Annotated in this window: 14 protein-coding genes; 1 reads left to right on the top strand and 13 read right to left on the bottom strand. The window is 67.9% G+C overall.

What is annotated here, in order from left to right:
- Window positions 1–190: 190 nt before the first annotated feature.
- The 4 genes from J2X58_RS00475 to J2X58_RS00460 form a co-directional block, all read right to left on the bottom strand.
- Window positions 191–7,114, bottom strand: coding sequence for a beta-1,3-glucanase family protein (locus J2X58_RS00475; RefSeq protein ID WP_310045861.1), 6,924 nt, complete (start codon window positions 7,112–7,114; stop codon window positions 191–193).
- A 395-nt stretch (window positions 7,115–7,509) separates the two neighbouring features.
- The gene (gene tldD, locus J2X58_RS00470; RefSeq protein WP_090054850.1) at window positions 7,510–8,949 is read right to left on the bottom strand and encodes a metalloprotease TldD; all 1,440 of its coding nucleotides are present in this window, start codon (window positions 8,947–8,949) and stop codon (window positions 7,510–7,512) included.
- Between the two features lie 57 nt (window positions 8,950–9,006).
- A complete protein-coding gene (locus J2X58_RS00465; RefSeq protein ID WP_310045859.1) occupies window positions 9,007–9,369 on the bottom strand; it encodes a HigA family addiction module antitoxin in 363 nt (120 codons plus the stop codon).
- A 12-nt stretch (window positions 9,370–9,381) separates the two neighbouring features.
- Window positions 9,382–9,660 (bottom strand): type II toxin-antitoxin system RelE/ParE family toxin, encoded by a 279-nt coding sequence (locus J2X58_RS00460; RefSeq protein WP_310045858.1) that lies wholly within the window; start codon window positions 9,658–9,660, stop codon window positions 9,382–9,384.
- Window positions 9,661–9,828: 168 nt separating this feature from the next.
- Here J2X58_RS00460 and J2X58_RS00455 point away from each other — a divergent pair, with 168 nt between their 5' ends.
- Window positions 9,829–11,025, top strand: a complete 1,197-nt coding sequence (locus J2X58_RS00455; RefSeq protein ID WP_310045857.1) for a sterol desaturase family protein — start codon at window positions 9,829–9,831, stop codon at window positions 11,023–11,025.
- A gap of 16 nt (window positions 11,026–11,041) precedes the next feature.
- Here J2X58_RS00455 and J2X58_RS00450 read toward each other — a convergent pair whose 3' ends face one another.
- From J2X58_RS00450 to leuS, 9 genes are all read right to left on the bottom strand, one after another.
- Window positions 11,042–14,908 (bottom strand): YhdP family protein, encoded by a 3,867-nt coding sequence (locus tag J2X58_RS00450; RefSeq protein WP_310045856.1) that lies wholly within the window; start codon window positions 14,906–14,908, stop codon window positions 11,042–11,044.
- Window positions 14,909–14,938: 30 nt separating this feature from the next.
- Window positions 14,939–16,426, bottom strand: a complete 1,488-nt coding sequence (gene rng, locus J2X58_RS00445; RefSeq protein WP_090054857.1) for a ribonuclease G — start codon at window positions 16,424–16,426, stop codon at window positions 14,939–14,941.
- Between the two features lie 54 nt (window positions 16,427–16,480).
- Window positions 16,481–17,038, bottom strand: coding sequence for a Maf family nucleotide pyrophosphatase (locus J2X58_RS00440; protein ID WP_310045855.1), 558 nt, complete (start codon window positions 17,036–17,038; stop codon window positions 16,481–16,483).
- Window positions 17,039–17,048: 10 nt separating this feature from the next.
- The gene (gene rlmH / locus J2X58_RS00435) at window positions 17,049–17,519 is read right to left on the bottom strand and encodes a 23S rRNA (pseudouridine(1915)-N(3))-methyltransferase RlmH (protein ID WP_310045854.1); all 471 of its coding nucleotides are present in this window, start codon (window positions 17,517–17,519) and stop codon (window positions 17,049–17,051) included.
- Between the two features lie 7 nt (window positions 17,520–17,526).
- The gene (gene rsfS, locus J2X58_RS00430) at window positions 17,527–17,862 is read right to left on the bottom strand and encodes a ribosome silencing factor (protein WP_254779274.1); all 336 of its coding nucleotides are present in this window, start codon (window positions 17,860–17,862) and stop codon (window positions 17,527–17,529) included.
- Window positions 17,863–18,012: 150 nt separating this feature from the next.
- Window positions 18,013–18,654, bottom strand: a complete 642-nt coding sequence (nadD, locus tag J2X58_RS00425; protein WP_310045853.1) for a nicotinate-nucleotide adenylyltransferase — start codon at window positions 18,652–18,654, stop codon at window positions 18,013–18,015.
- A complete protein-coding gene (holA, locus tag J2X58_RS00420; RefSeq protein WP_090054871.1) occupies window positions 18,651–19,661 on the bottom strand; it encodes a DNA polymerase III subunit delta in 1,011 nt (336 codons plus the stop codon). Before holA ends, nadD begins: the two co-directional genes overlap by 4 nt.
- Window positions 19,662–19,674: 13 nt before the next feature.
- On the bottom strand, window positions 19,675–20,226 hold the full coding sequence (gene lptE / locus J2X58_RS00415; protein WP_310045852.1) for an LPS assembly lipoprotein LptE: 552 nt from the start codon (window positions 20,224–20,226) through the stop codon (window positions 19,675–19,677).
- A gap of 2 nt (window positions 20,227–20,228) precedes the next feature.
- On the bottom strand, window positions 20,229–22,970 hold the full coding sequence (leuS, locus tag J2X58_RS00410) for a leucine--tRNA ligase (protein WP_310045850.1): 2,742 nt from the start codon (window positions 22,968–22,970) through the stop codon (window positions 20,229–20,231).
- Window positions 22,971–23,044: the final 74 nt, after the last annotated feature.

The raw sequence follows: 23,044 nt of genomic DNA, 5'->3' as shown, positions 1-23,044 counted from the left end.
CGCTTTGACCGCCACCTGCGCTCGCTCGTCCGGCAGGCGAATAACTGCGCAACGCCGTTGGGGCCGTGAGCAACAGGGCCTGAGCGCCCCGCGAGAAGATGTCGCGCGCAGGGCGCGCTCCTACGATCCGGGCAAAGAAAAAGGGCGGTGGATTTCTCCACCGCCCTTTCTTCTTCACCGTGTTACCGGCTTACCAACCGATCCCGAGTTCGAGATGCTCCGGCTGGGTCTCGATCAGCGTCGAGCTCTGGTCCGAAACATCGTCGTACGCGAAGCCGTACGCCTTGCCGTTCACACCGTGCAGGTGCCAGAAGCGCGAATAGTAGTTCGCCGGCGACTGCTGGTAGAACGCACCCGGATCCTTCCAGCTGCTGGTGTCTTCCATGACGTGACGGTTGAACGCGGCGCAGATCTGCGCTTCGAGCTGGCCTTCCACGCCCCACGGATCGTGCGAGCGGGCGAGCTGGTCCTTGCCTTCGAGCACGGCCTGCGTGGTCGGCTTCTCCACCTTGAAGAGCATGCCTTCCGCCTCGTCCGGCTCCTTCGTCTGCGCCCAGTTGGTGTGGACGAAGGTCAGCACGCCGTCCACGACGGTGCCTTCGAACTGCTTGGCGCCGATCGTCATCTGCAGCACGTGGTTCTCGTAATACGCCCACGACTGGTCGATGTACGCGTCGAAGTAGTGCTCCTGCGGCTTGCCGGCGTCGAACGCGGCCTTGCCCGGTGCCAGGATCCGGATCGGATCGGCTTCGGCCAGCTGGAACTCGGCCGGGACCTCCTGGTTGTACTGGGCGAAGATCTGCGCACGCGTCTGCGTGATGCCCGACGACTCGTGCCTGGACTTGTCGCCGCCGAACACATCGAGCGACAGCGGGATCGAGAACTGATCGACCTGCGTCGTGTTGATGAAGATGGCGTTGTCGTTCCAGGTGAACTCGTACCAGTCGTAGTACACGCCGATGTTCGGGTCGGTGGCGTTGAGCGGGTTGGGGCCCGCGAAGCCGATCGAACCATCGGCGGCCTTCAGGATCTTGATGTACATCGGTTCACCGACCGAGACGAAGATCCGGCCCGAATCCATCTTCGGCAGCTTGAGCAGCTTGGCCTGCGCGAGCGTGAAGAAGTAGTTCGAGTAGTTCTGACCGTTCTTGGTGAGGTGGCCGCTGGCATCGTTGTCGGTCTCCGAAGCGGCGATCAACGTGCCGTCCGGCTTGACCCACGAGAACACCTTCGACGCCGGGTCGCGGCCGATGACGGCCACGAAGATCTGGTCGTCGCGCCACTTGCCGTTCGTCGTGTTGCGCAGCTGCGTGCCGATGTAGCCCGGATACGTCACATAGTCGAAGCCCTGTGCCGGATCGTTGGCGCCCGGGTTGTCCGGCTGCGTGCCGGTGTCGCCGTCGCCGCTGGCGGCATACACGCCCATCTCCCACAGCGAATAGCCGTAGGCGCTGGAGCGCTTCAGGCCCTGCATGCGCACGTACCGCGCCGAGACCGACGGGAAGGTGACGGTTTCGATACCGCCCTGGCTGTTCTCCTCGTCGTACGCGACGTTCCAGGTCTTGCCGTCGATCGACACGTCGATGCGGTAGGCGAGCGCATGCGCGTTCTCCCACGAGAGCACCACCTTGCCGATCGTCTTCACCGAACCCAGGTCGACCTGGATCCACTGGTCGTCGCTGAACGCGGACGACCAGCGCGAGCCGCCGTCGCCGTCGTTGGCGTTGTCCGCCTTGAACGCCACGGCGTTCTCGGTATCGGACGCGACCACCGCACGCTTGAGCGCGAGGTTGCCGGTGGACGGCACGGCGTGGTCCGGCTGCTGCGGTTCGCCCGCATCCTGGTCGCCCTTCTCGGGCTGCTGCGGCGCGGCCGCCTGGTACACCTCGAACTCCCACAACGAATTGCCGTAGTCCGTGGTGCGGGCCGTGCTGTTCATGCGGACGAAACGGGCCGTCTGCACGGCGAACGTCTGCGTATCGACGCCGCCCTTGCCCGTGATCGGGCCGGCCACGGTCTGCCACGATTCGCCGTCGTTGGACACATCGATCGTGTACTTCGCCGACGCGGCGTTCTCCCAGCGCATGATCACGTGGTCGAACGTCTTCGCCGTACCGAAGTCGACGACGAGGTCGGTCGGATCGACCTTGCCCTTCGAGCTCCAGCGCGTGTCGAACTTGCCGTCGGTGGCCATGGACGCGTCCAGGTCGCCACGTTCCGGATCGACATGCGACGTCGTCTTCGCGCCGAGGGCGATGTTCACGCCACCCTTGCCGTCGCCGGGCGTGCCCGGGCTCGGCGGGTTGCCACCGCCATTGTCGCCGCCATTGTCGCCGTCGCCGGGCTGGCCCGGCTGCTGCGCGACGGGCGCACCGAACACCGGGTCGAAACCGGCGTCGCTGTTGTCGACCGTGAGGAACGTGTCGTCGCTGGTGGTCGACAGGCCCTGGGCGCTGACGACCTTCACGCGCAGACGCGCGCCGTTGTTGGCCGCGACGAGCGCCGGCGTCGCATAGGTGCCGTCGGCGGTGCTCGAGAGCAGCGTTTCGACGTCGAGGCCGTCGGCGTCCTTACTCACGTTGTACCAGTCGTACGAGAGCGGACCCACGCCCGACGCCGTCACGGCGAAGTGCGCCGAACGACCCACGCCCGCCTTCTGGTTCGCGGGCTGCGCGGTGATCGCCGGAGCGACGACCTTCGTGCCCTTCACGCAGAGGACGTGGCCCGGGTTGTTCTCCGCGACGGCACGGCTCTTCACGCCGAGCGAGCTGACCACGAACGCGTACGTCGCATCCGTCGGGTCCTTGCCTTCGGTCCAGGTCGTCCAGGCGCCCGGGAACGCGGCGGTGGAGTAGTTCTGGCCGCTGATGGCCAGCGCTTCCGCCACGGTCGGAAGGCGCATGCTGTCCTTCGCGCACTCGGTGATGGCGACCGACTGCGTGAACTGCGCGCCCTGGTCCTGGTAGCCACGCTGCACGCGGTCCCAGACCAGCCCACTGAGCGTATCGGTCACGAACTTCGAGCCGGACGTGGTGGTGTAGCGTTCGCTCGCGCCGCAGCAACCGGCCGAGTTGTACACCTCGAACTCGTACAGCGAATAGCCGTAGTCGGTCGAGCGCTTGACGCCCTGCATGCGGACATAGCGACCGGTGACCGGCGCCTCGAACGTGACGTCCTCGGTGCCGCCGACGCTCGCCGTGTTGTGGTACGCGTCCTTGAAACCCGAGTCCGGGTTGTCCGAATACTGGATCTTGTACTCGGTCGCGTGCGCGTTCTCCCACTTCAGCACCACGCGGTTGAACGTGCGCGAGCTGCCCAGGTCGACGGTGATGTACGCGTCGTCGACCTTCTGCTTCGAGGCCCAGCGCGTCGTGGCGTCGCCGTCGACGGCCGCCCATGCCGGCGTGCCCTGCACGTTCTCCACTTCCGTGGACAGCGTCTGCTTCTGGCGGGCGAGGTTCGCGCCCGGCGGAGCCAGGGTGAGCTTCGCCGTCGCCGTGACGGTAGCGCCGTCGACGATGTTGGAGACCGTCACGCTGTACGAGCCGACGTCGGACAGCTGCACCGCGCCGATGGTCAGCGTGGGCAGGTCGTCGCCGACCGGCTGGCCGTCGTGCGACCACTTGTAGTGGTACGGCGTGGTACCCGCCACGATGTTCGACGCGTCGAACGTCGCCGGCTGGCCCGGGTTGGCGCGAACGTCGGCCAGGTTACCGGTGAGGACCGGCGGACGGGCGGCATTGACGGTCAGCGTCGCCACGTTCGACTTCTGCTGGCTGTTCGAGTTGCTCACGAGCACTTCGAACTTCTTCGCATTGTCGGCCGTGGAGAGCGTACCCGTCTCGTAGCTCGTCGAGGTGGCGTTGGGAATCGCGACGCCGTCGACGTACCACTGGTACTTCACCTTCGGCGAACCGGAGGCCGTCACGGCGAAGCGTGCCGACTGGCCGGCGTCGACGTTCTGCGACGCGGGCTGCGCCGAGATGACCACCGGCGAGAACGCGAACACGCCGAGGCGGGCCGGCGTCGATTCCTGGTCCGGCCCCTGGCCGTGCACGACCACGGTATAGACCGCGCCATTGTCCGCGAGCGTGGTCGCCGGCGTCGTGTAGCTCGCCGTCGTCGCGCCGGGGATCTCGACGCCGTTCTTCTTCCAGGTGAACGTCAGCGGCGGGGCGCCGGACGCCGTCACGGAGAAGTGGCCGGTGTCGCCGACGGTGACGTTGTCGTCGACCGGATTGGCGATGACCGACGGCGGACCGGAGGTCGTCGGCGCCTTCGGCACGGACTGGATGGTGAACGACGTATGGCCCGCGACGAGGCCCGGCGCCGAAGCGCTGACCGTCACGGTACCCGTCGTGAACTTCGTGCGCAGCGCGATCTTCTGCAGGCCGCCTTCGAACTGCAGCTCATGCGAGCCCGGCGAGTGGTACGAATGGATCGGCTCGGCGATACCGCCGCCCTGGTCCGGCACCTCGCCGGCGCTGTAGTCCACGTACTGCTGCGTGCCGCCGTTGAAGGTCACCAGCGACGCGCCGCTGTCGACGTCGAACGTCACCTTCTGCGATGCCGTCGGCACCCAGTTGCCGTTCTTGTCCACCACGCGCGCGACGATGAAGGCCGCGTCGGAACCGTTCGCGGTGATCTGGAAGGCCGAGCCGTCCGGACGGACGATCGGATCCTTCGTGTTCACCACTTCGAGCTCGATGTGGTCGGCGGTGCCCGCCGTGGTCAGCGTATCGGCGACGTCGAGCCCATTGGCGTCCTTGCGGACGTTGCCCACGGTGTCGATGCACTGCGCGACCGCGGTGCCGGCCTGCCACGTCACGTCCCAATGGACCTGGCCCGGCAGCTTCGTCGTCTTCTGCGCGACGTCCGCACCGACGATGCGACCCGTGCGCGTATCGCGGGGGCCGTTCTCCGCATCCTGCGACACCTTGTCGATGGTGTCCCACGGATTGGGCGTCTGATCGTTGCCTTGCGGCACACCGTTGATCAGCAGACGCACCTTCGGGCAGTTGCTGAACGCGCTGACGGTGATGTTGCCCGTGCGGTTCCAGTGGTTGGCGAGCTTCACTACCGGGCGCAGGTCGTAAGGCACCCACACGGACTGGTAGATGTAATACAGCATGCGCGGGAAACGGTTCGCGTCGGTCATCGACGCGTTGTTTCCACGGGCGTTGTGCCGGAACTGCTTGACCGGCGTGCCGTCCGCGTTGTGGTCGATGGCGCCGTTCTTGTACCCGTACACCCAATGGGTATCGTCTTCCAGGCCATCGGCCAGCTCGACGGTCTCACCCGGGGTATCGGCGAAGTACCACTGCGCCATGCCGAACGTGCCGGCCTTGCGGGCCTCCGAATACGGCACGAGGTAGTTCAGCGCGAACGCCAGTTCGAGGTCGTACGAATGACGCAGCACGCCGTCGCCCCAGTACTCCGCGCCCCAGGCGGGCTTGTTCGGCGTGGTCTGGTGCAGGTTGGTCTCGCAACCGGCCTTCGAACAGCTGAGGATGTCGCCGTTCGCCGCGTTCGGCGTGCGGTCGGCCGCGGCGCGGGGCGCGATCGAATCCCAGTTGCGCGCGAGCGTGCGCAGTTCCTGCGCGAACGGCGTATACATCACGCCGTTGTTGTGCTCCCACGCCAGGATCGACGGATGGCTGCGATCGCGGATCACGATGTCGCGATGGACCTCGCGCTTGATCGTCCACATGTTCGCGCACTGCGTGTCGCCGGCCTTGCAGGGATCGGCGAAGCCGTTCTCGCCGTCGCCGCTGGGCTGGACGATGAACACGCCGAGCGCGTCGGCCGCTTCCACGAACTCCGGGCTCGAAGGCGAGTGGCCGGGGCGCCAGAGGTTACCGCCCGCCGCCGCCAGGTCGCGCAGGTCGCGCCACTGCTGCTCTTCCGGCACGGACGAGCCGAGGCCGGGATAGTCGTAACGGCCGGAGCCGCCCCAGGTGTACTGCTTCTTGCCGTTGACGTACGGGAAATCCTTGTCCCAGGTGATCGTGCGGATGCCGAGCGTGCTCTGCTTCGCATCCACCACCGTGCCGTCGATGCTCACCGTGTGGAGCACCTTGTACATGTACGGCTTGCCGTCGAGGCTGTTGTTCGGATACCAGAGCGTCGGGTTGTTGACCGTCAGCGTCTCGTCGAACACGGGCTTCTCGTCGCCGGGAATCACGTGCGGGGCGAGCGTCGCCTGCTTCTGATCCGTCGCCACCACGTTGCCGTTGGCGTCGACGATCTGCGTGGTCAGCGTCACTTCCTGCGCTGCCGCCGTCTCGTTGACGACGTTGGTCTGCACGCGGATCGTGGCCTGCTTGTGGTCGGCGCTGATCGCCTGCGTGCCGACGTACGTGCCCCAGGTGTTCTGACCCGCGTACACGTTTTCCGGGATGTGCACGAAATTCGTCACGTGCAGCTTCACCGGGCGGAAGATGCCCGACTCGGCCTGGCCGAAGCGGAAGGAGCCCGAGAAGCCGGGATCCTCGAAGAAGCCGCCACCGCGGGCGACCTTGACCGCCAGGACGTCGGTGCCGTCGAACTTCAGGAACGGCGTCAGGTCGACGATGTGCGGCACGAAGCCGATCACGTGCGTCGCCTGCGCGTCGACCTGGCCCGCCTGGTTCAGCACGCCGGTACCGGGGATGAAGCGTCCGTTGATGTACACGCGGTCGCCCGTGTGCGCACCCTCGAACTCCACCATCACCTTCTTGCCGCGGTAGGACGCGGAGTCGGCGAGCGTGGTGCGATACCAGCTGGTCTCGCCGTCCAGGCTGCCCTGGCCACCGCCGGATTCCTGGTTGATGAAGGTGGTGAAATCGTTCGCCGCGTGCGGCAGGCCGACCGTGAGCCACTTGCTGTCGTCGAAATTGACCGCGGCGCCATCGTCGCCGTTCGGCAACGGCGCGTAGACCACCGGGTCGTTCGGATTCTTGATCGCCTGTTTGGTGTACTTCCACGGCTGCGCGCCGAGGTTGATGTCCTGGCGGTCCGAAGGCGCGAGCGTGACGGCCTGGGCCGTCGCGGTCACGCCCAGGAACGCCACGGAGAACAGGGCGGACAGCCTCGTTCGCCGCGGACGCGGGGGTGATGCGGGATGTCGCTTCATTGGGTTTAGGTCCCCTGTTTGAGCCACGTTGGTAAGCAGCGACTTTTCGCAGCGCGCACGACGCCGTAAGCCGGCGAACGGGTCGCCGGCGACTTCACGGGTCGTTTCACGATGAGTGGACCGTTCGAACCCGCTACCCCGGGTTTAGCCGTCCATACGCTGTCGGGGCGGATGATCCGCCCAGGCCATGACACCCACAATACTAAAAAGAGGTATTGCTAAGAAATTTCTTGCCGCGCGTTCGCGTTCCGTGACGTGGGTCCGCTTTGTCGCCACGCAGCAGGAATGGACAAGACGCCATTCCTTGCGCTGCGGGGTGGGAAGTCGTTACGCGGCGCGCATTTAGCGTCACGCGTCAATTTCGCGACGGCTCCGTACCCCGGCCCGGCATGCCGTCAGGCGGCCGTGCCGCCGACCGTCATGCCATCCACGCGCAGGGTCGGCTGACCGACGCCGACCGGCACGCTCTGGCCGTCCTTGCCGCAGACGCCCACGCCTTCGTCGAGAGCGAGGTCGTTGCCGATCATCGAGACGCGCGTCAGCACGTCCGGGCCCGAGCCGACGAGCGTCGCGCCCTTCACCGGGCGCGTCACCTTGCCGTCCTCGATCAGGTAGGCCTCGCTCGCGGAGAACACGAACTTGCCGTTCGTGATGTCCACCTGGCCGCCACCGAAGTTCACGGCGTAGAGGCCGCGCTTCACCGACCGGATGATTTCCTCGGGCTCGCGATTGCCGGCGAGCATGTAGGTGTTCGTCATGCGCGGCATCGGCAGCTGCGCGAACGATTCGCGCCGGCCGTTGCCGGTCGACTTCACGCCCATCAGGCGGGCGTTGAGCTTGTCCTGCATGTAGCCCTTGAGGATGCCGTTCTCGATGAGCGTGGTGCACTCCGTCGGCGTGCCCTCGTCGTCGATGCTGAGCGAACCGCGCCGACCCGGCAGCGTGCCGTCGTCGACGACCGTGACACCCTCGGCCGCCACGCGCTGGCCGATGCGGCCGGCGAACGCCGAGCTGCCCTTGCGATTGAAGTCGCCTTCCAGGCCGTGCCCGATGGCCTCGTGCAGGAGCACGCCAGGCCAGCCGGGCCCGAGGACCACGGTCATGCTGCCCGCGGGCGCGTCCACGGCGTCGAGGTTGACCAGCGCCTGGCGCACGGCCTCCTCGGCGAACGCGTGCGCGCGGCCGTTCTCGATCAGCTCGCGATAGCCATAGCGGCCGCCACCACCCGAATGACCCTGCTCGCGACGGCCGTTCTGCTCGGCGATCACCTGAACGTTCAGCCGCACGAGCGGACGCACGTCGGCCGCGAGCGTGCCGTCGGAGCCCGCGACGAGGATGGTATCCATCGTGGCCGCGAGGCTGACGACCACCTGCTTCACCCGCGGATCGCGCGAGCGGGCGTAGGCATCCACTTCGCGCAGCAGCGCGATCTTCTCTTCGTTCGGCAGGCTCTCCACCGGATCGATGGCGGGATAAAGGCCGCGACCGGTGGCGAGGGAGAGCGGCTTGCCCGCACCCGCCCCGCCCTGCGCGATGGCCCGCGCCGCGCGCGACGCCTCGAGCAGCTGCGGAAGCACGATTTCGTCGGAGTACGAGAAGCCGGTTTTCTCGCCCGAGATCGCCCGGACCCCGACGCCCTGCTCGATCGAGTGGCTACCGTCCTTCACGATGCCCTCTTCGAGCACCCACGATTCGCTGCGCGAATGCTGGAAATACAGGTCGGCCGCATCGATCGACGGCCCCATGAGCTGGGAGAACACGCGATCCAGGTCGGTGGAGGCCAGTCCGCCCGGGGTGAGCAGGCGGCGTTCGGCGAGCGAAATCAGGGAATCCATCGGGTCTGCCGGCAACAATTCATGGGAACCCCGGATCTGGGGTCGAAGGCGCCCAGCTTAAACCCTGGGCGGCCGTTTGGCAGGCGGGGCGGCCCGGCCGGCGCGCCTTGCGCCGGCATCGCCTTTCGACAGCTCCGCAAGGGGAACGATCGCGGCGAGCGTGTCGGCCATGGCCTGACGCGTCATCTCGCGGTCGTAGTCGTGCTGCAGTCCCGTCCAGTACCAGTCGGACAGGCCGAAGAAGCGCGACAGGCGAAGGCCCGTATCGGCGGTGATGGCCCGTCGGCCCGCGATGATCTCGCCGATACGAGCGGCTGGCACGTCGATGGCCTTCGCCAGCCTGTACTTGGTCAACGCGAGGGGTTTGAGGAACTCTTCCTCGAGCACTTCGCCAGGATGGGGGAACGGAAACTCGCGCATCACGGGGTCCTGTCAGTGATAGTCGACGATGCGGACGTCATGGGCATGCCCATCGGCCCACAGGAAGCAGATGCGGTACTGATCGTTGATCCGCACGCTGTACTGTCCCGACCGATCGCCCCTGAGCGGCTTCAGGTGGTTCGACGGAGGGAGGCGCAGGTCGTCGAGCGTCGCTGCCCGATTGAGCATCGCCAGGCGGCGTATCGCGGAAGACCGGATATTCGACCAACGCCGCGAGTACCGGCCGAGCCACACATCGCGAGTCTCCTCGTCGCCGAAAGAAACGATCATGACTAGTATCGCCACTCGATAATAACGTGGCGCGATACTACTTTCAATCCCGGCGGACGGATGCCGGGGAACCTCCCGCTATTGAAGGGCGCGTAGCGAAAACGGCGTCGGGCGCGTCCTGCCGCGAATTGCTACGATCCGCCCATCGCCAGGGAGGAAGGACGAACCATGAGCAAGGAAACGAGGCGAGACATCGCCCGCAGGATCGCGATCGCGCCCGTGCGACGGGCGGAAGCGGTCGTCGACGAGACCCGCGAACTGCTGCACAAGAGCGGAGAACTCTCACCGCGCAAGGCCATGGTGAGTACCGCCATCGCCCTGTCGCTCGGATTCCTCTGCCTGCTCGCGGTCATGGCATTCCACTTCCCGCAATATCTCACCACGCCCGACCTCCGTCACAAGTATTCGGTCGACGTCCTCAGGCAGGTCCTGCTCGGCGGCCTGCTCGTGGCGGGCGGGCTGTCACTGGCGAACGTCGTGCTTGGCCGGAGGCGCAACCTCAACATCGCGGCCTTCGTGCTCGTGCTCGCCGCCGTCGCCCTGGGCGGCTCGCGCGTCCCCGTCGGCGAGTTCCCCGATCACACGCCCTACATCGGGCTCGACTGGTTCATCCTCGATCTGCTTGGCTCGACCCTCTTGTTCGTCGTGATCGAGAAGCTGTTTCCGCTCTACAAGGGCCAGAGCGTGTTCCGCTTCGAGTGGCAGACCGACATGAAGCACTTCGCGGTGAACCATTTCATCGTGGGCCTCGCGCTTCTCATCGTGAATTTCCTGATCCACCACGCCTTCGGCTGGCTGGTGAACAGCGATTTCCAGCGCATGGTGGCGGGTATCCACTTCGTTCCGCAGTTGCTCCTTTGCATCCTCGTCGCCGACCTGGCGCAATACTGGACGCATCGCGCCTATCACGAAGTCCCGTTCCTCTGGCGATTCCACGCCGTGCATCACAGCGTCAAGACGATGGACTGGCTCGCGGGATCGCGGCAGCACATGCTGGAACTGATCTTCACGCGCGTCTGCGTGCTGGCACCGTTGTACGTGCTGGGATTCAGCGAAGCGGTGATGAACGCGTACATCATCGTCGTCGGCTTCCAGGCGGTGTTCAATCACGCCAACGTGCACCTGCCGTGGGGTCCGCTCAAATACGTCATCGTGACGCCCGACTTCCATCACTGGCACCACGCGTCCGATGACGAGGCGATCGACAGGAACTACGCCGCCCATTACGCGTTCCTCGATTACCTGTTCGGCACGGCGGTGAAGTCGACGAAGACGTTCCCGGAGAAGTACGGGGTCGTCGGTGACTACATGCCGGATGGCTTCATCCGCCAGCAGCTCTTCCCGTTCCGCCGGCAGAAGCGCTGAGACACCGTACCCGCTATCAGCGCAAGGGCGGCGCCGAGGAGGGCGGCCCCTTGTCGATCGGGGTGAATACCGGCTTGTCCCAGGAACCCGTCACCGAGTAGCGCTTGCGCGCCGCCTGGTTGAGGCCGCGGCCGAGGATGCCCTGGACCGCGAGGCCCGCGGCGGCGCCGACCGGGCCACCCGCGAGCGCGCCGACCACGGGCAGGCTGCTGCCCACGTGTGGCACGACGAGCACCTGCTGGTCGTAGTCGCGCGCCTTGAGGCCGGCGCGGCCGGTGATCGTGATCTCGGCCGCAGGGGCCCGGATCTTGAGGTTCTGCGTCGTGGCGTTGCCGTTGGCGAAACGGAAATCGCCGGTGATGGCATCGAACGCGAATCCCTTGCCGAGCACGTCGCCGAAGTCGAGCGACAGGCGCCGCGGCAGTTCGGTCACCGATACCAGTCCGAACAGGCGCCCCACGCCGGGCTGCACTTCGAGGATGCGTCCGTTGGCCACGTCGACCTTCAGCGTACCGTCCATGTTGGCCAGAGCGAGGGCGGACGGGCCACCGGGCCACGTGGCGTCGAGGTGCGCCTCGGTGCGGCCGCCCTGCAGGATGCCCGCGAAGCCGAGGGCGTCCATCATGCGGGCGACGTCCTCGGACACGAAGCCCATGACGAGGTGGGTGCGACTGCGCTTCGCGTCGCCGTTCCAGTCGCCCGTGGCCGTGATCTGCACGTTCTTCGATTGCGCGCGGAGCTGGTCGATGTGCATGCCTTCGTCGGTGGGCCACGTCTCGAGACGCGCCTCGCCAAGCTTCGCCTTGCCCAGCCGCATGTCCGTCACCTGCAGGTGCAGCGGTGGCAGGCTGGCCGGCGCGACGCCCGCTTCGTTCGCATCGACGGGCTTCTTCGTGGCGTCGGACGTCGCATCCTCGGCCTTCGCGACCGTGGCGGCGGTCGTCGCCGCGGCGCCTGCGGCGGCCTTGCCCTTCTTCGCGGCGTCCGCCGCGTCGTCGGCGGCGGGCCACCAGAGGCGATCCATCCGTGCCGTGATGCCACGGCGGCGGAGGTCGTCGTTGGGTACCGTGAGCTGCCCGGCCATGCCGTCGCTGTCGACGCGCAACGCGAGCTCCTGCGGCCCGGGTTTCGCGACGATGTGCATGTTGGCGAAATGCTGGCCGAAGACTTCGCCGTCGTCGGCGGCGACGTCGAGCGACGACAGCCCCGGGCCCGTGCCGCCCGTCGAAAGACCGACGACGTACTGCACCCACCCGGACACGTCGAGCTTCGCCGCATGACCGCCGATCAGGTAACCCTGCGCGGGCATCGTGGCGGGTGCCGCGCTGCCGAGATTGAACGCGGCGGCGATCGGTTCCTTGTCGGTCGGAAGACGCAGACGGCCGCGGACCACGTCGTCCAGCGCGAGATCGAGCCGCGCGCCGTCGACCGGAATGCCGACGGTCACCGACAGCGGCGTGGCCACGTTGGCGGCTTTCTTCACCGGCGTGGGCATGGTCAGCTCGACGCCGCGGAGGTCGGAATCGACGCGCAGGGTCTGCGCGGTCTCGTCGCCCTTCCCCGTCTTGCGCAGATCGAACCCGACGCGGAAATTCCCACGCCCCTTCGCGATGTCGCCGAGCCATTTCAGGCTTTCGTACTCGCCGGTCATCTCGCCGACCGTGAACGCGCCCGACACGGATGCGTCGACGATCGTGGACGGGTCGCCGGTGGCGCCGGCGATCGCGAGGTCGAGCTGCGCCGGCTGTCCGCGGAAAGCCGTCGTCAGACCCTTCGCGCTGAAGCCCGCGCCGTCGAACGTCATCGGCCCGGTGATCCGGTCGAGGCGCAGTTTCCATGCGTCGGCGACGAGGTCGGCGTCCTTGATCGACGCCCTGCCCTGCAGGGTGAACGCCTTCGCGTCCTTCAGGGGAAGCAGGAGATTGAACCCGAACTCGCCGGTGCCGCCGAGCTTCATCTTGTCGATGGCCTCGCGGCTACGGCTCGCCACGGGGCTGTTCTTGATGAAGTCGAGGAAGCTGTTGCCCGTGCCCGCGCCGCTCACCTTCAGATCGAGCACGCCATCGGCGAAATCGGGAATCGCGGCGGTCGCCGCGCTCACGGCGTTGCCGAGCGAGTGACCCTCACTGGCTTCGACGTACATCCCGTTGCCGATGAAGTTCGCGGTGACGGACACGCCTTCGGCGCGTGGCCAGCCGGCGCCGTAGTCGAGCACGAGATCGTCGATCTCGGCACGCGCCTCGAACCGTCCTTCCTGGTTGCGGAACGGGAAATCGCGCAGGTTGCCGTGGATGAGCGCCGAGCCGCCTTCGATGTGGCCGGACACGAGGCCCCGGTTGAGCCAGTTCTGCGCGCCTTCCGACATCGAATGGATCGGCCAGAACAGCTTGGCGGCCGGGACGTCGCCCTCCCCGAGGGCCACGTAGAGATCCATGAAAGGACCGGTATCGGCGGCGGGAAGCACGAGTTCGCCGCGCGCCTGCCCGCCGTAACCTTCGCCGCGGAAATCGAGCGGATCGACGCCGACGTGCCAGTCGCCGTCTTCCTTGTGCACGGCGATGCTGCCACCGAGCGACGACATCACGAACGGCTTGCGGAAGACGCCCGTGGCGTCGATGGTCGTCGCCTGGGTCGGCAGGCTGAGCGCCAGCGCGCCCTGGTCGCCGAAGATCTCGCCCTTCAGCGACGAGATGCCGGGCAGCGTGCCGCTGGCGTCGATGCCGAGGCCGGAGAACGACGCGTGCGCGAACGTCACGCCCTCGTCGGAATTCCAGTCGGCGCGCGCCTGATCGAATCGCCCGCGCGGCCGCCCTTCGCCGAGCCAGCGCGCCAGCGACGGCGACACGGCCGGCGCCACGCCGCCCCACGGCAGCAGCGGCGCGAGATCGAGGTTGCGCGCGACCAGCGTGCCGCTGCTCTTGTCGCCCGCGTGGCGCAGCACGAGCGCGAGATCGCTGCCGTCGGCGCCCGCCCAGTCGATGCGCTCGCCCTGCGGCGTGCGATGCAGATCGACGATGCCGTGCAGGCCGGCGGTCTTTACCGTCCGCGACGGACCGCGCACGGCGAGGTTGTCGAGATCGATCTTCCACGTCGCGCGCACGACCTGGGCATCGCGCCAGTCGAGCCAGGATTCGAAGCGTCCCTCGCCGCCGGCGAGCGCGTAGCCGCCGACATCGAAGTCGCCGGTCAGCGCCTTGAAGTCGACGTCGCTGCCGTCGACGTAGATACGCCCGCTCGATCCGTCTTCTGCGAAGCGGCCCGCCGCCGTGAGCATGCCGCCGACGTTCTCACGACGGAGCATCGCGCCGAAGCGGATGGCATGGCCCTGCAGGCTGAGGCGGAGCTGATCGGCGATGAGACCGTAGTGACGCCCGGTCGTGTCGTCGGCGATGTCGAGGTGCAGGTTGCCGAGCCACAGATCGGCGGACAGGTTGCCGAACGACACCTTCTGCGTACCGCCGCCCGCGCCGAAGCCGTCGATGCTCCAGCGGCCATCCGCCGCGCGCCGGAGGCCCAGTCGCAGGTCGCGCAATTGCAGGTTGATGAGGTGGCGGGACGGCAGGACGAACGCGCCGAAATCGAGTTTCACCGCGGCTTGCGGCAGGTGCAGCGCGTCGCCGCCCTCGGTCGCGCCGATCGTCACGTCGCGCATCACGAACAACGGGCCCGATGGCCGCCAGAAGCCTTCCATCGATGCGAAGTGGACGGGGCGCCGGAGCCGCTCGCTGAGCATCGCCGCGACGCGCTCGGGATAGTGCGCGGCGAGGGGCAGCAACAGCTGCCCGAGCGCCATCACCAGCGCGAGCGCGACGAGGACGCTCGCGACGAGTCCAAGACCGAGGAATCGCAGGCGGCGTGCGCGATGGCGCCAGTCCGGACTCACCGGCCCGGCGTCCCGCGACGCGCGCCGGGTTCAGAGCAGAACGACATCGAACTGTTCCTGCGAATAATGCTCTTCCGCCTGGAAGCGGATGCTCTTGGCGATGAATTCCTCGAGCTCGGCGACCGCCGCCGACTCTTCCTCGAGGATCCGGCCGACGACCTTCGGACTCGCCATCACGAGGAGCTTCTGCGCGTTGAACTGCCGCACGGCGCGCGTGATCTCGCGGAAGATCTCGTAGATGACGGTTTCCGCGGTCTTCAGCGTGCCGCGGCCGCTGCACGCGGGACAGGGCTCGCACAGCTGGCGCTCCAGGCTTTCCGTCGTGCGCTTGCGCGTCATTTCGACCAGGCCCAGCGCGGACATCGGGTAGACCGTGGTCTTCGCGTGGTCCTTCGTCAGGCCTTTCTCGAGCATGCGCAGCACCTGCCGCTTGTGCTCGTCGTCGGTCATGTCGATGAAGTCGATGATGATGATGCCGCCGAGGTTGCGCAGCCGCAGCTGCCGCGCCGCCGCCTGCGCGGCCTCGAGATTCGTGCGGTACACGGTCTCCTCGAGGTTGCGGCTGCCGAGGTAGCCGCCCGTGTTGACGTCGATGGTGGTCATCGCTTCGGTCTGGTCCACGATCAGGTAGCCGCCGGACTTCAGCGGCACCTCCTTGCGCAGGGCGCGCTGGATCTCGTCCTCCACGCCGTACAGATCGAAGATGGGCCGTTCGCCGGCGTAGTGCTCGATGCGGTCGGACAGCACCGGCATGAACTTCGCGACGAACTTGACGGTTTTCTCGTAGGTCTCGCGTGAATCCACGCGCACCTTCTCGATGCCGTCGTTCAGCGAGTCGCGCAGCGAGCGCAACGGGAGCGACAGCTCCTCGTACACGCGCTCGCCGACCTTCGCCTTCTGGATGTTCTCCTGCACGACGCGCCACACCTTGCCCAGGTAGGTCACGTCGAAGGCGAGCGACTCCTCGGACTGGCCTTCCGCGTTCGTGCGCACGATGTAGCCGAGGTGGTTCTCGCCGATGAGCGGATTGATGATGTCCTTCAGCCGCTGGCGCTCGGCCTCCTCCTCGATGCGCACCGAGACGCCGAGCGTGCGCGAATGCGGCAGCAGGACGAGGTAGCGCGAAGGAATCGACAGGTGCGTCGACAGGCGGGCGCCCTTGCTCCCGATGGGATCCTTCACCACCTGCACGACGATTTCCTGGCCTTCGTGGACCAGCTCCGAAATCGGCGGCACCGGACCGTGCCCGTTCGACTTGCCTTCGCCCGGCGCGTCGGTGGGAGGCAGCGAGGGCCGCACGATGTCCGAGGCGTGCAGGAACGCGGCGCGCTCCAGTCCGATCTCGACGAAGACGGCCTGCATGCCGGGCATCACCCGCTGCACGCGGCCCTTGTAGACGTTGCCCACGTAGCCGCGCTTCTGCGCGCGCTCGACGTGGACTTCCTGGAGCATGCCGTTCTCGACGATCGCGACGCGGGTCTCACGCGGCGTGACATTGATCAGGATTTCCTCGCTCACCGCCGTCCCTTTTCCTTCAGTCATCATGCTTTATAGCCGTGCGCAGACGACCTGTCACTGACCGCGAAGGAGTTCGCACGTTTCGAACAGCGGAAGACCCATGACACCGGAGTAGCTGCCGGCCAGGTGCGCGACGAAGGCGCCCGCGCGGCCCTGTATGGCGTATGCGCCGGCCTTGCCGGACCACTCGCCGCTCGCGACGTAGTCGGCGATGCGCGATGCGTCGAGCGGCGCGAAGCGCACGCTGGACACCGAAATGGCATGACGCTCGCCCTCCGAATCGACCAGCCAGACGGCGGACACGACACGGTGCTCGCGGCCCGAGAGCCGCGCCAGCATCGCCGCGGCGTCGTCCGCGTCGCGCGGCTTCCCGAACACCTCGTCGCCCAGGATCACTTCGGTGTCGGCGGCCAGCACGCGCGCACCCGGCTCCCCCGCGACGCGCGCGAATCCCGCACGCGCCTTGTCCAGCGCGACGCGGGCCACGTAGTCGTCAGGCGCTTCACCCGGCGCGCGAACCTCGGCGACGTCGACGTCCAGCGTGCGGTGCGGCTGCCCGAGCTGGTCGAGGAGCTCGCGGCGGCGAGGCGATTGCGAGGCCAGGTACAGCACGGCGATTCCTTCAGGCGCGGTGATAGGGATGGCCCGCGACGAGCGTCGTGGCGCGGTAGAGCTGCTCGGCGAGGACGAGCCGCACCAGCATGTGCGGCAACGTCAGCGGACCGAGCGACCAGCGCTGGTCGGCTCGCGCGAGGACATCGGGCGCGTGGCCGTCCGGCCCGCCGATGAGGAACGCGAGGTCGCGCCCGTTCATCCGCCACTGCTCCAGCTGCTGGCCCAGATCCTCGCTCGACCACGAGCGGCCGCGGCCGTCGAGGGCGATGACATGGATATCCCGCGGCAGCGCCGCCAGGATGGCCGCGCCCTCGTCCACGATCGCCCGCGCGTCGTCGCGGCCCTTGCCGCGAACGCCGGGCTTGATCTCGATCAGTTCGAGGGGCAGCTCGTGCGAGAGGCGTTTGCGATATTCCGCAAACCCTTCGGCCACCCAGGCCGGCATGCGCTCGCCGACGGCAATGAGGCGAGCCCGCATGGCGGGCTCAGTCGTTGGCGGCTTCGGCGCCGTCGTCGCCCACGGTCCACAGGCGCTCGAGGCCGTAGAACTCGCGGATGCGCGGCATCATGACGTGCACGATGATGTCGCCGAGGTCGACCAGCACCCATTCGGCTTCGGTCTGGCCTTCGACGCCGAGCGGCATCACGCCCGCTTCCTTCGCGAACTTGATGACTTCGTCGGCGATGGACTTCACGTGGCGGGCCGAGGTGCCCGACGCGATGAACAGGATGTCGGCGATGGAGGTCTTGCCGCGGACGTCGATTTCCCGGACGTCCTTGGCCTTGAGGTCTTCAAGGGCTGCCACCACGCGCTTGCGCAGGTGCTCGTTGCCGGCGGCGGATTTGGCCTTGCGGGATGCGGTCGAACTCAAGATGGGGAAACCTCGTGCGGCGGAATGCCGGCGTCGCGGCCAGTATAACGCCCGCCCGGGGCGGCGGCGTCAAATGCCGCGGCAGCTACCGAGGATCCGTCACCGGCCGAGGGCGCGGTACGGCGCCAGCAGCGCCTCGTCGTCGAAGCAGGCCGTGGGGAGGAGGAACCGGGGCTCGCCGCCTGCCGCGAACGCCTCACGAATGGCCGTGGCGGCGATGTCCAGGGGCGTGATCGCGATGTCCACCACGGAGCCCGCGGGCCCGTGGACGCGGTCGGCGCGGCGGCCCTCCACGAATCCGGCAAGTTCGCCGACTGGCTCGTGCGCGGCGCCGGGCCGCGTCAGCACGCCGACGTGCGCGAAGGTGAAGAGGTCCTGCCACAGGTGCCACGACGCCAGGCCCGCGAAGGCGTCGGCGCCCACCAGCAACACCAGCGGACGATCGGGGCCGATGTCGGCACGCAGGGAGGCCAGCGTGTCCACTGTGTAGGAGGGGCCGTCGCGGTCGAGTTCGCGGGTGTCGAGGGTCAGGCGATCCTGTCCCGCGAGCGCCGCGCGCAGCAGCGCCACGCGACCGGCCGCGTCGGCGACCGGCGGCGGCCGGTGCGGTGGCGTCCGGGCCGGGACGAGGCGCACTTCGGCGTCGAGCGCCTCGGCGGCTTCCCACGCGGCGCGCAGGTGGCCGTGATGGATCGGATCGAAGGTGCCACCCAGGATCGCCAGCGGACGCGGTTCGCTCATGCGAAGGCGGCCGCGGCACGGGGTTCGGCGATGGCCGCGACGAGGCGCTCGGCTTCGAGCCAGGCGTCGCCCTGCTCGCGGCCCTTGGCCATGCGGTCGATGCGCGCGGCACGGGCGAGGCAGGCCATCCAGTGCTCGCGCGGAGCGCGGCGCAGCGCCTTGCGGAACAGTTGCTCGCGCGCGGGCCAGAGTCGCTCGGCCTTGGCCTGCGCGCCGAAATCGCGCGCGTTGGCGAGGCGCATGGCCAGCTGCAGCTGGTTGACCAGCCAGCCCATCAACGCGATGAGTTCGTCGCCCTCGGCCCGCAGTCCGGCGAGGATCCGCAGCGCGCGGCCGCCCTCCCCCGCGAACGCGGCGTCGGTGAGCTTGAACGCGTCGAACCGGGCGCTGTCGGCCACGAGACCTTCGAGCGTCGCGGCATCCAGCCGCTGGTCGCCGGCCAGGACCACGAGCTTGTCGATCTCCTGCGCGGCGGCGAGGAGGTTGCCCTCGACCCGCTCGGCGAGCATCGCGACCGCATCGGGCGTCGCTTTCAGGCCGCGCGACGCGAGGCGGGCGCCGATCCACTGGCCCCACTCGTGCGGCCGCGGGGCGTTGAAGACGACCTGTACGCCGCCCTGGTCCACGGTCTTCGTCCAGGCGGCCTCGTGCTTGCTGCTCCACTCGGTGGCCGTGATCAGCAGCGACGTGTCGGGCGGCGGATCGGCGACGAACGCGGCGATCGCGGCCCCACCTTCCTTGCCCGCACGGCCGCCCGCGAGGCGCAGGTCGAGCAGGCGCCGGGTCGCGAACAGCGACAATCCCGCCGAGGCGCGGGCGAGATCGTCCCAGTCGAAGCGGCTGTCGGCTTCGAGCACGTCGCGCTCGGTGTAATCGAGCCGCCGGGCCATCGCGCGAACGGCGTCGGCGGCCTCGAGGACCAGGAGTTCCTCCCCGGCCAGCAGGTACACCGGCGCCAGACGGTCGCCGGCGAGGTGCTTCTGCCACTGGACGGGATTGAACGGCACGGGTGCTTAAGGGTCAGTTCGACGCGGCGGGCGCCTGCGCGGGCGCGGCCACCGCAGGGTGCGTGCGCGCGGCCTGCAGGCGGAACAGGATCGCCTGGACCATGTCGCCGATGAGGCTGCGCTGCAGCTCTTCGGTCTGGCTGGCGGTGCCGATCGTGTTCTGCGCGTCGTAGCTGAACTCGCGCGACATGTCGACCGACTGCGAGGGAACGATCACGGTGCCGTCGGCCGCCTTGACGTTGAAGTCGACGTGGTAGCGCACGGCGTATTCGGTCACGCGGGCGGTACCGCTCACGGTCAGCGAATCGGTACGGAAGGTGTTGGACGTGATGGCCAGCTCGGACGCGTCGGCGGCCGGCTTGTCGACGACCGTGGCGTCGGAGTTCTCCAGCGCGCGGGTGAGCTCGCGTTCCAGCTTTCCGCCCCCGGACACCATGAGGTGGATCTTCTTCATGCCCGGCGGCAGGGCCGCGCTCTGCCGCAGATGGAAGCCGCAGGCACTGACCAGCGCCACGACGGAAACGACCGCGGCGATGCGAAGCGAACGAAGGAGGTTCGGGCTCATGGTTATCCTGCGACGATGTTGACGATCTTGCCGGGCACGACGATCACCTTGCGCACGGTCTGGCCTTCCAGCAGGCGGGCCACGTTCGGCTCGGCCCGCGCCATCGCTTCCGCCTCGTCCTTCGAGGCCGTCGCCGGCACCTCGATGGTAGCGCGAAGTTTGCCGTTCACCTGCACCGCGTAGGTCAGCGAGTCGCGGACCAGCGCGGACGGGTCGACCTGCGGCCAGCCGGCGTCCTCCACCAGCGTCTCGCCGTGACCCAGCACCTGCCACAGCGCGTGGGCCATGTGCGGGGTGAACGGGTTGATCAGCTGGACCATGGCCGTGAAGGCCTCCTGCTTCAGGGCGACGCCCTGCGCGCTGGCGTCGTCGAACTTGCCCAGCGCGTTCAGCAGTTCCATCAGCGAGGCGATCGCGGTGTTGAACGACTGCCGGCGGCCGATGTCGTCGCCCACCTTCTGGATGGTCTCGTGCAGCTGGCGACGGATCGCCTTGCGTGCCGCGTCGCCGGACGCGTCGCCGGGACCGGGCGTGGACTCGGCATGGGCGGAGACGTCGCGCCACAGGCGTCGCAGGAAGCGCGCCATGCCCTCGACGCCGGCCTCGTTCCATTCCAGCGACTGGTCGGGCGGCGCGGCGAACATCGAGAACAGGCGGACGGTGTCGGCACCGTACTTGGACACCATCGACTGCGGGTCCACGCCGTTGTTCTTCGACTTGGACATCTTCTCGACGCCGCCGATCTCGACCGGCTGGCCATCGGCGCGCAGGACCGCGCCGACGATGCGCGCGCGCTCGTCGCGCTGCACGTCGACATCGGCCGGGTTGAACCACGTGGACGAGCCGTCGGCCTCCTTACGGAAGTACGTCTCGGCGATCACCATGCCCTGGCACAGGAGATTGGTGGCCGGCTCGTCGCTGTCCACGAGCCCTTCGTCGCGCATCAGCTTGTGATAGAAACGGAAATACAGCAGGTGCAGGATCGCGTGCTCGATGCCGCCGATGTACTGGTCGACGGGCGTCCAGTACTTCGCGCGCTCGTCCACCTGGCCGTTGGCACCGGGGCTGGTGTAGCGAGCGTAGTACCAGCTCGACTCCATGAAGGTGTCGAACGTGTCGGTTTCCCGCTCGGCCGGGCCGCCGCAGTTCGGGCAGGTGGTCTTGCGCCACTCCGGATCGGCCTTGATCGGCGACTGCACGCCGGAGAACTCGACGTCTTCGGGCAGCACCACCGGCAGCTGGTCTTCCGGCACCGGCACGGCGTCGCACTGCGGGCAGTAGATCACCGGGATCGGACAGCCCCAGTAACGCTGACGGCTGACGCCCCAGTCGCGGATGCGCCAGTTCACGCGACGCTCGCCGCGGCCCATGGCCTCCAGTTTCGCCGCGATCGCGTCGAACGCGCCGCGGAAATCGAGGCCGTCGAACTCGCCGGAGTTGGTCAGCGTGCCGTACTCGGTGTACGCGCCGACCGTCTGGATGTTGGTTTCGAACGTCTTCACCGTCTCGACCGCGGCCGAGGACTGGTAGGCGTCCGACGAACCGCCGTCGAGCGCGTTCTGCACGGTGTCCGTGCCTTCCGCGGCGAGGTCGCGAGTGAGCTCGGCCACGGCGTCGACGACGCCCTGGTCGACCACCACCATGCGAATGGGCAGCGAGTACTTCTGCGCGAATTCCCAGTCGCGCTGGTCGTGACCCGGCACGGCCATGACGGCGCCGGTGCCGTAGCCCATCAGCACGAAGTTGGCGACCCACACGGGCACCTTCTCGCCGGTGAGCGGATGCGTGGCGTCCACGCCCGTGTAGTAGCCGCGCTTGTCCTGCGTTTCGAGCTCGGCTTCGGACACGCCGCCCGCCTTGCACGATTCGATGAACGCGGCGAGGCCCGGGTTGTCGAGCGCCGCGCGCGTCGCGATCGGATGCTCGGCCGCCACCGCCACGTACGACACGCCCATCAGCGTGTCGGGGCGCGTGGTGAACACGGTCACGGGATCGTTACCGCCGTCGACGTCGAAGGTGATCTCGAGGCCTTCCGAACGGCCCAGCCAGTTGCGCTGCATCGTCTTGACCGCGTCCGGCCAGCCCGGCAGCGTGTCGAGGCCGTCGAGGAGCTCCTGCGCGTAGGCCGTGATCTTGAGGAACCACTGCGGGATCTCGCGCTTCTCGACCACCGCGCCCGAACGCCAGCCCCGGCCGTCGATCACCTGTTCGTTGGCGAGCACGGTCTGGTCGACCGGATCCCAGTTCACGACGCTGTTCTTGCGGTACACCAGGCCCTTCTTCATCAGCCGGGTGAACATCTGCTGTTCCCAGCGGTAGTACTCGGGCTTGCAGGTGGTGACCTCGCGGGTCCAGTCGTAGGCGAAGCCCATGCGCTTGAGCTGATCGCGCATGTGCTCGATGTTCTTGTACGTCCACTTCGCCGGCGCCGTGCGGTTCTTGATGGCGGCGTTCTCGGCGGGCAGGCCGAAGGCGTCCCAGCCCATCGGCTGCAGGACGTTCCGGCCCTGCTGGCGCTGGAAGCGGCTTATGACGTCGCCGATCGTGTAATTGCGCACGTGGCCCATGTGCAGGGCGCCCGACGGGTAGGGCAGCATCGACAGGCAGTAGTACTTCGGCTTGCCGGCGTCCTCGGTCACCTCGAAGGCGCGGGTGTCGTTCCAGAAGCGCTGGGCGGCCGTCTCGACGACGTCCGGCGCGTAACCGCCCTGCTCGCGCGTGCCCTGATCGTGGGTGTCCTGCATGTTCTCGGTACCAGTCGAATGCTCGGGTGGCCGCGCGAAAAACGCGGCGCTCAATCGCGGGAGACTATCCCACG

This window comes from Luteibacter sp. 3190 (genome assembly GCF_031456385.1).
Taxonomy (GTDB): domain Bacteria; phylum Pseudomonadota; class Gammaproteobacteria; order Xanthomonadales; family Rhodanobacteraceae; genus Luteibacter.
This window is presented reverse-complemented; position numbering and strand designations above follow the sequence as displayed.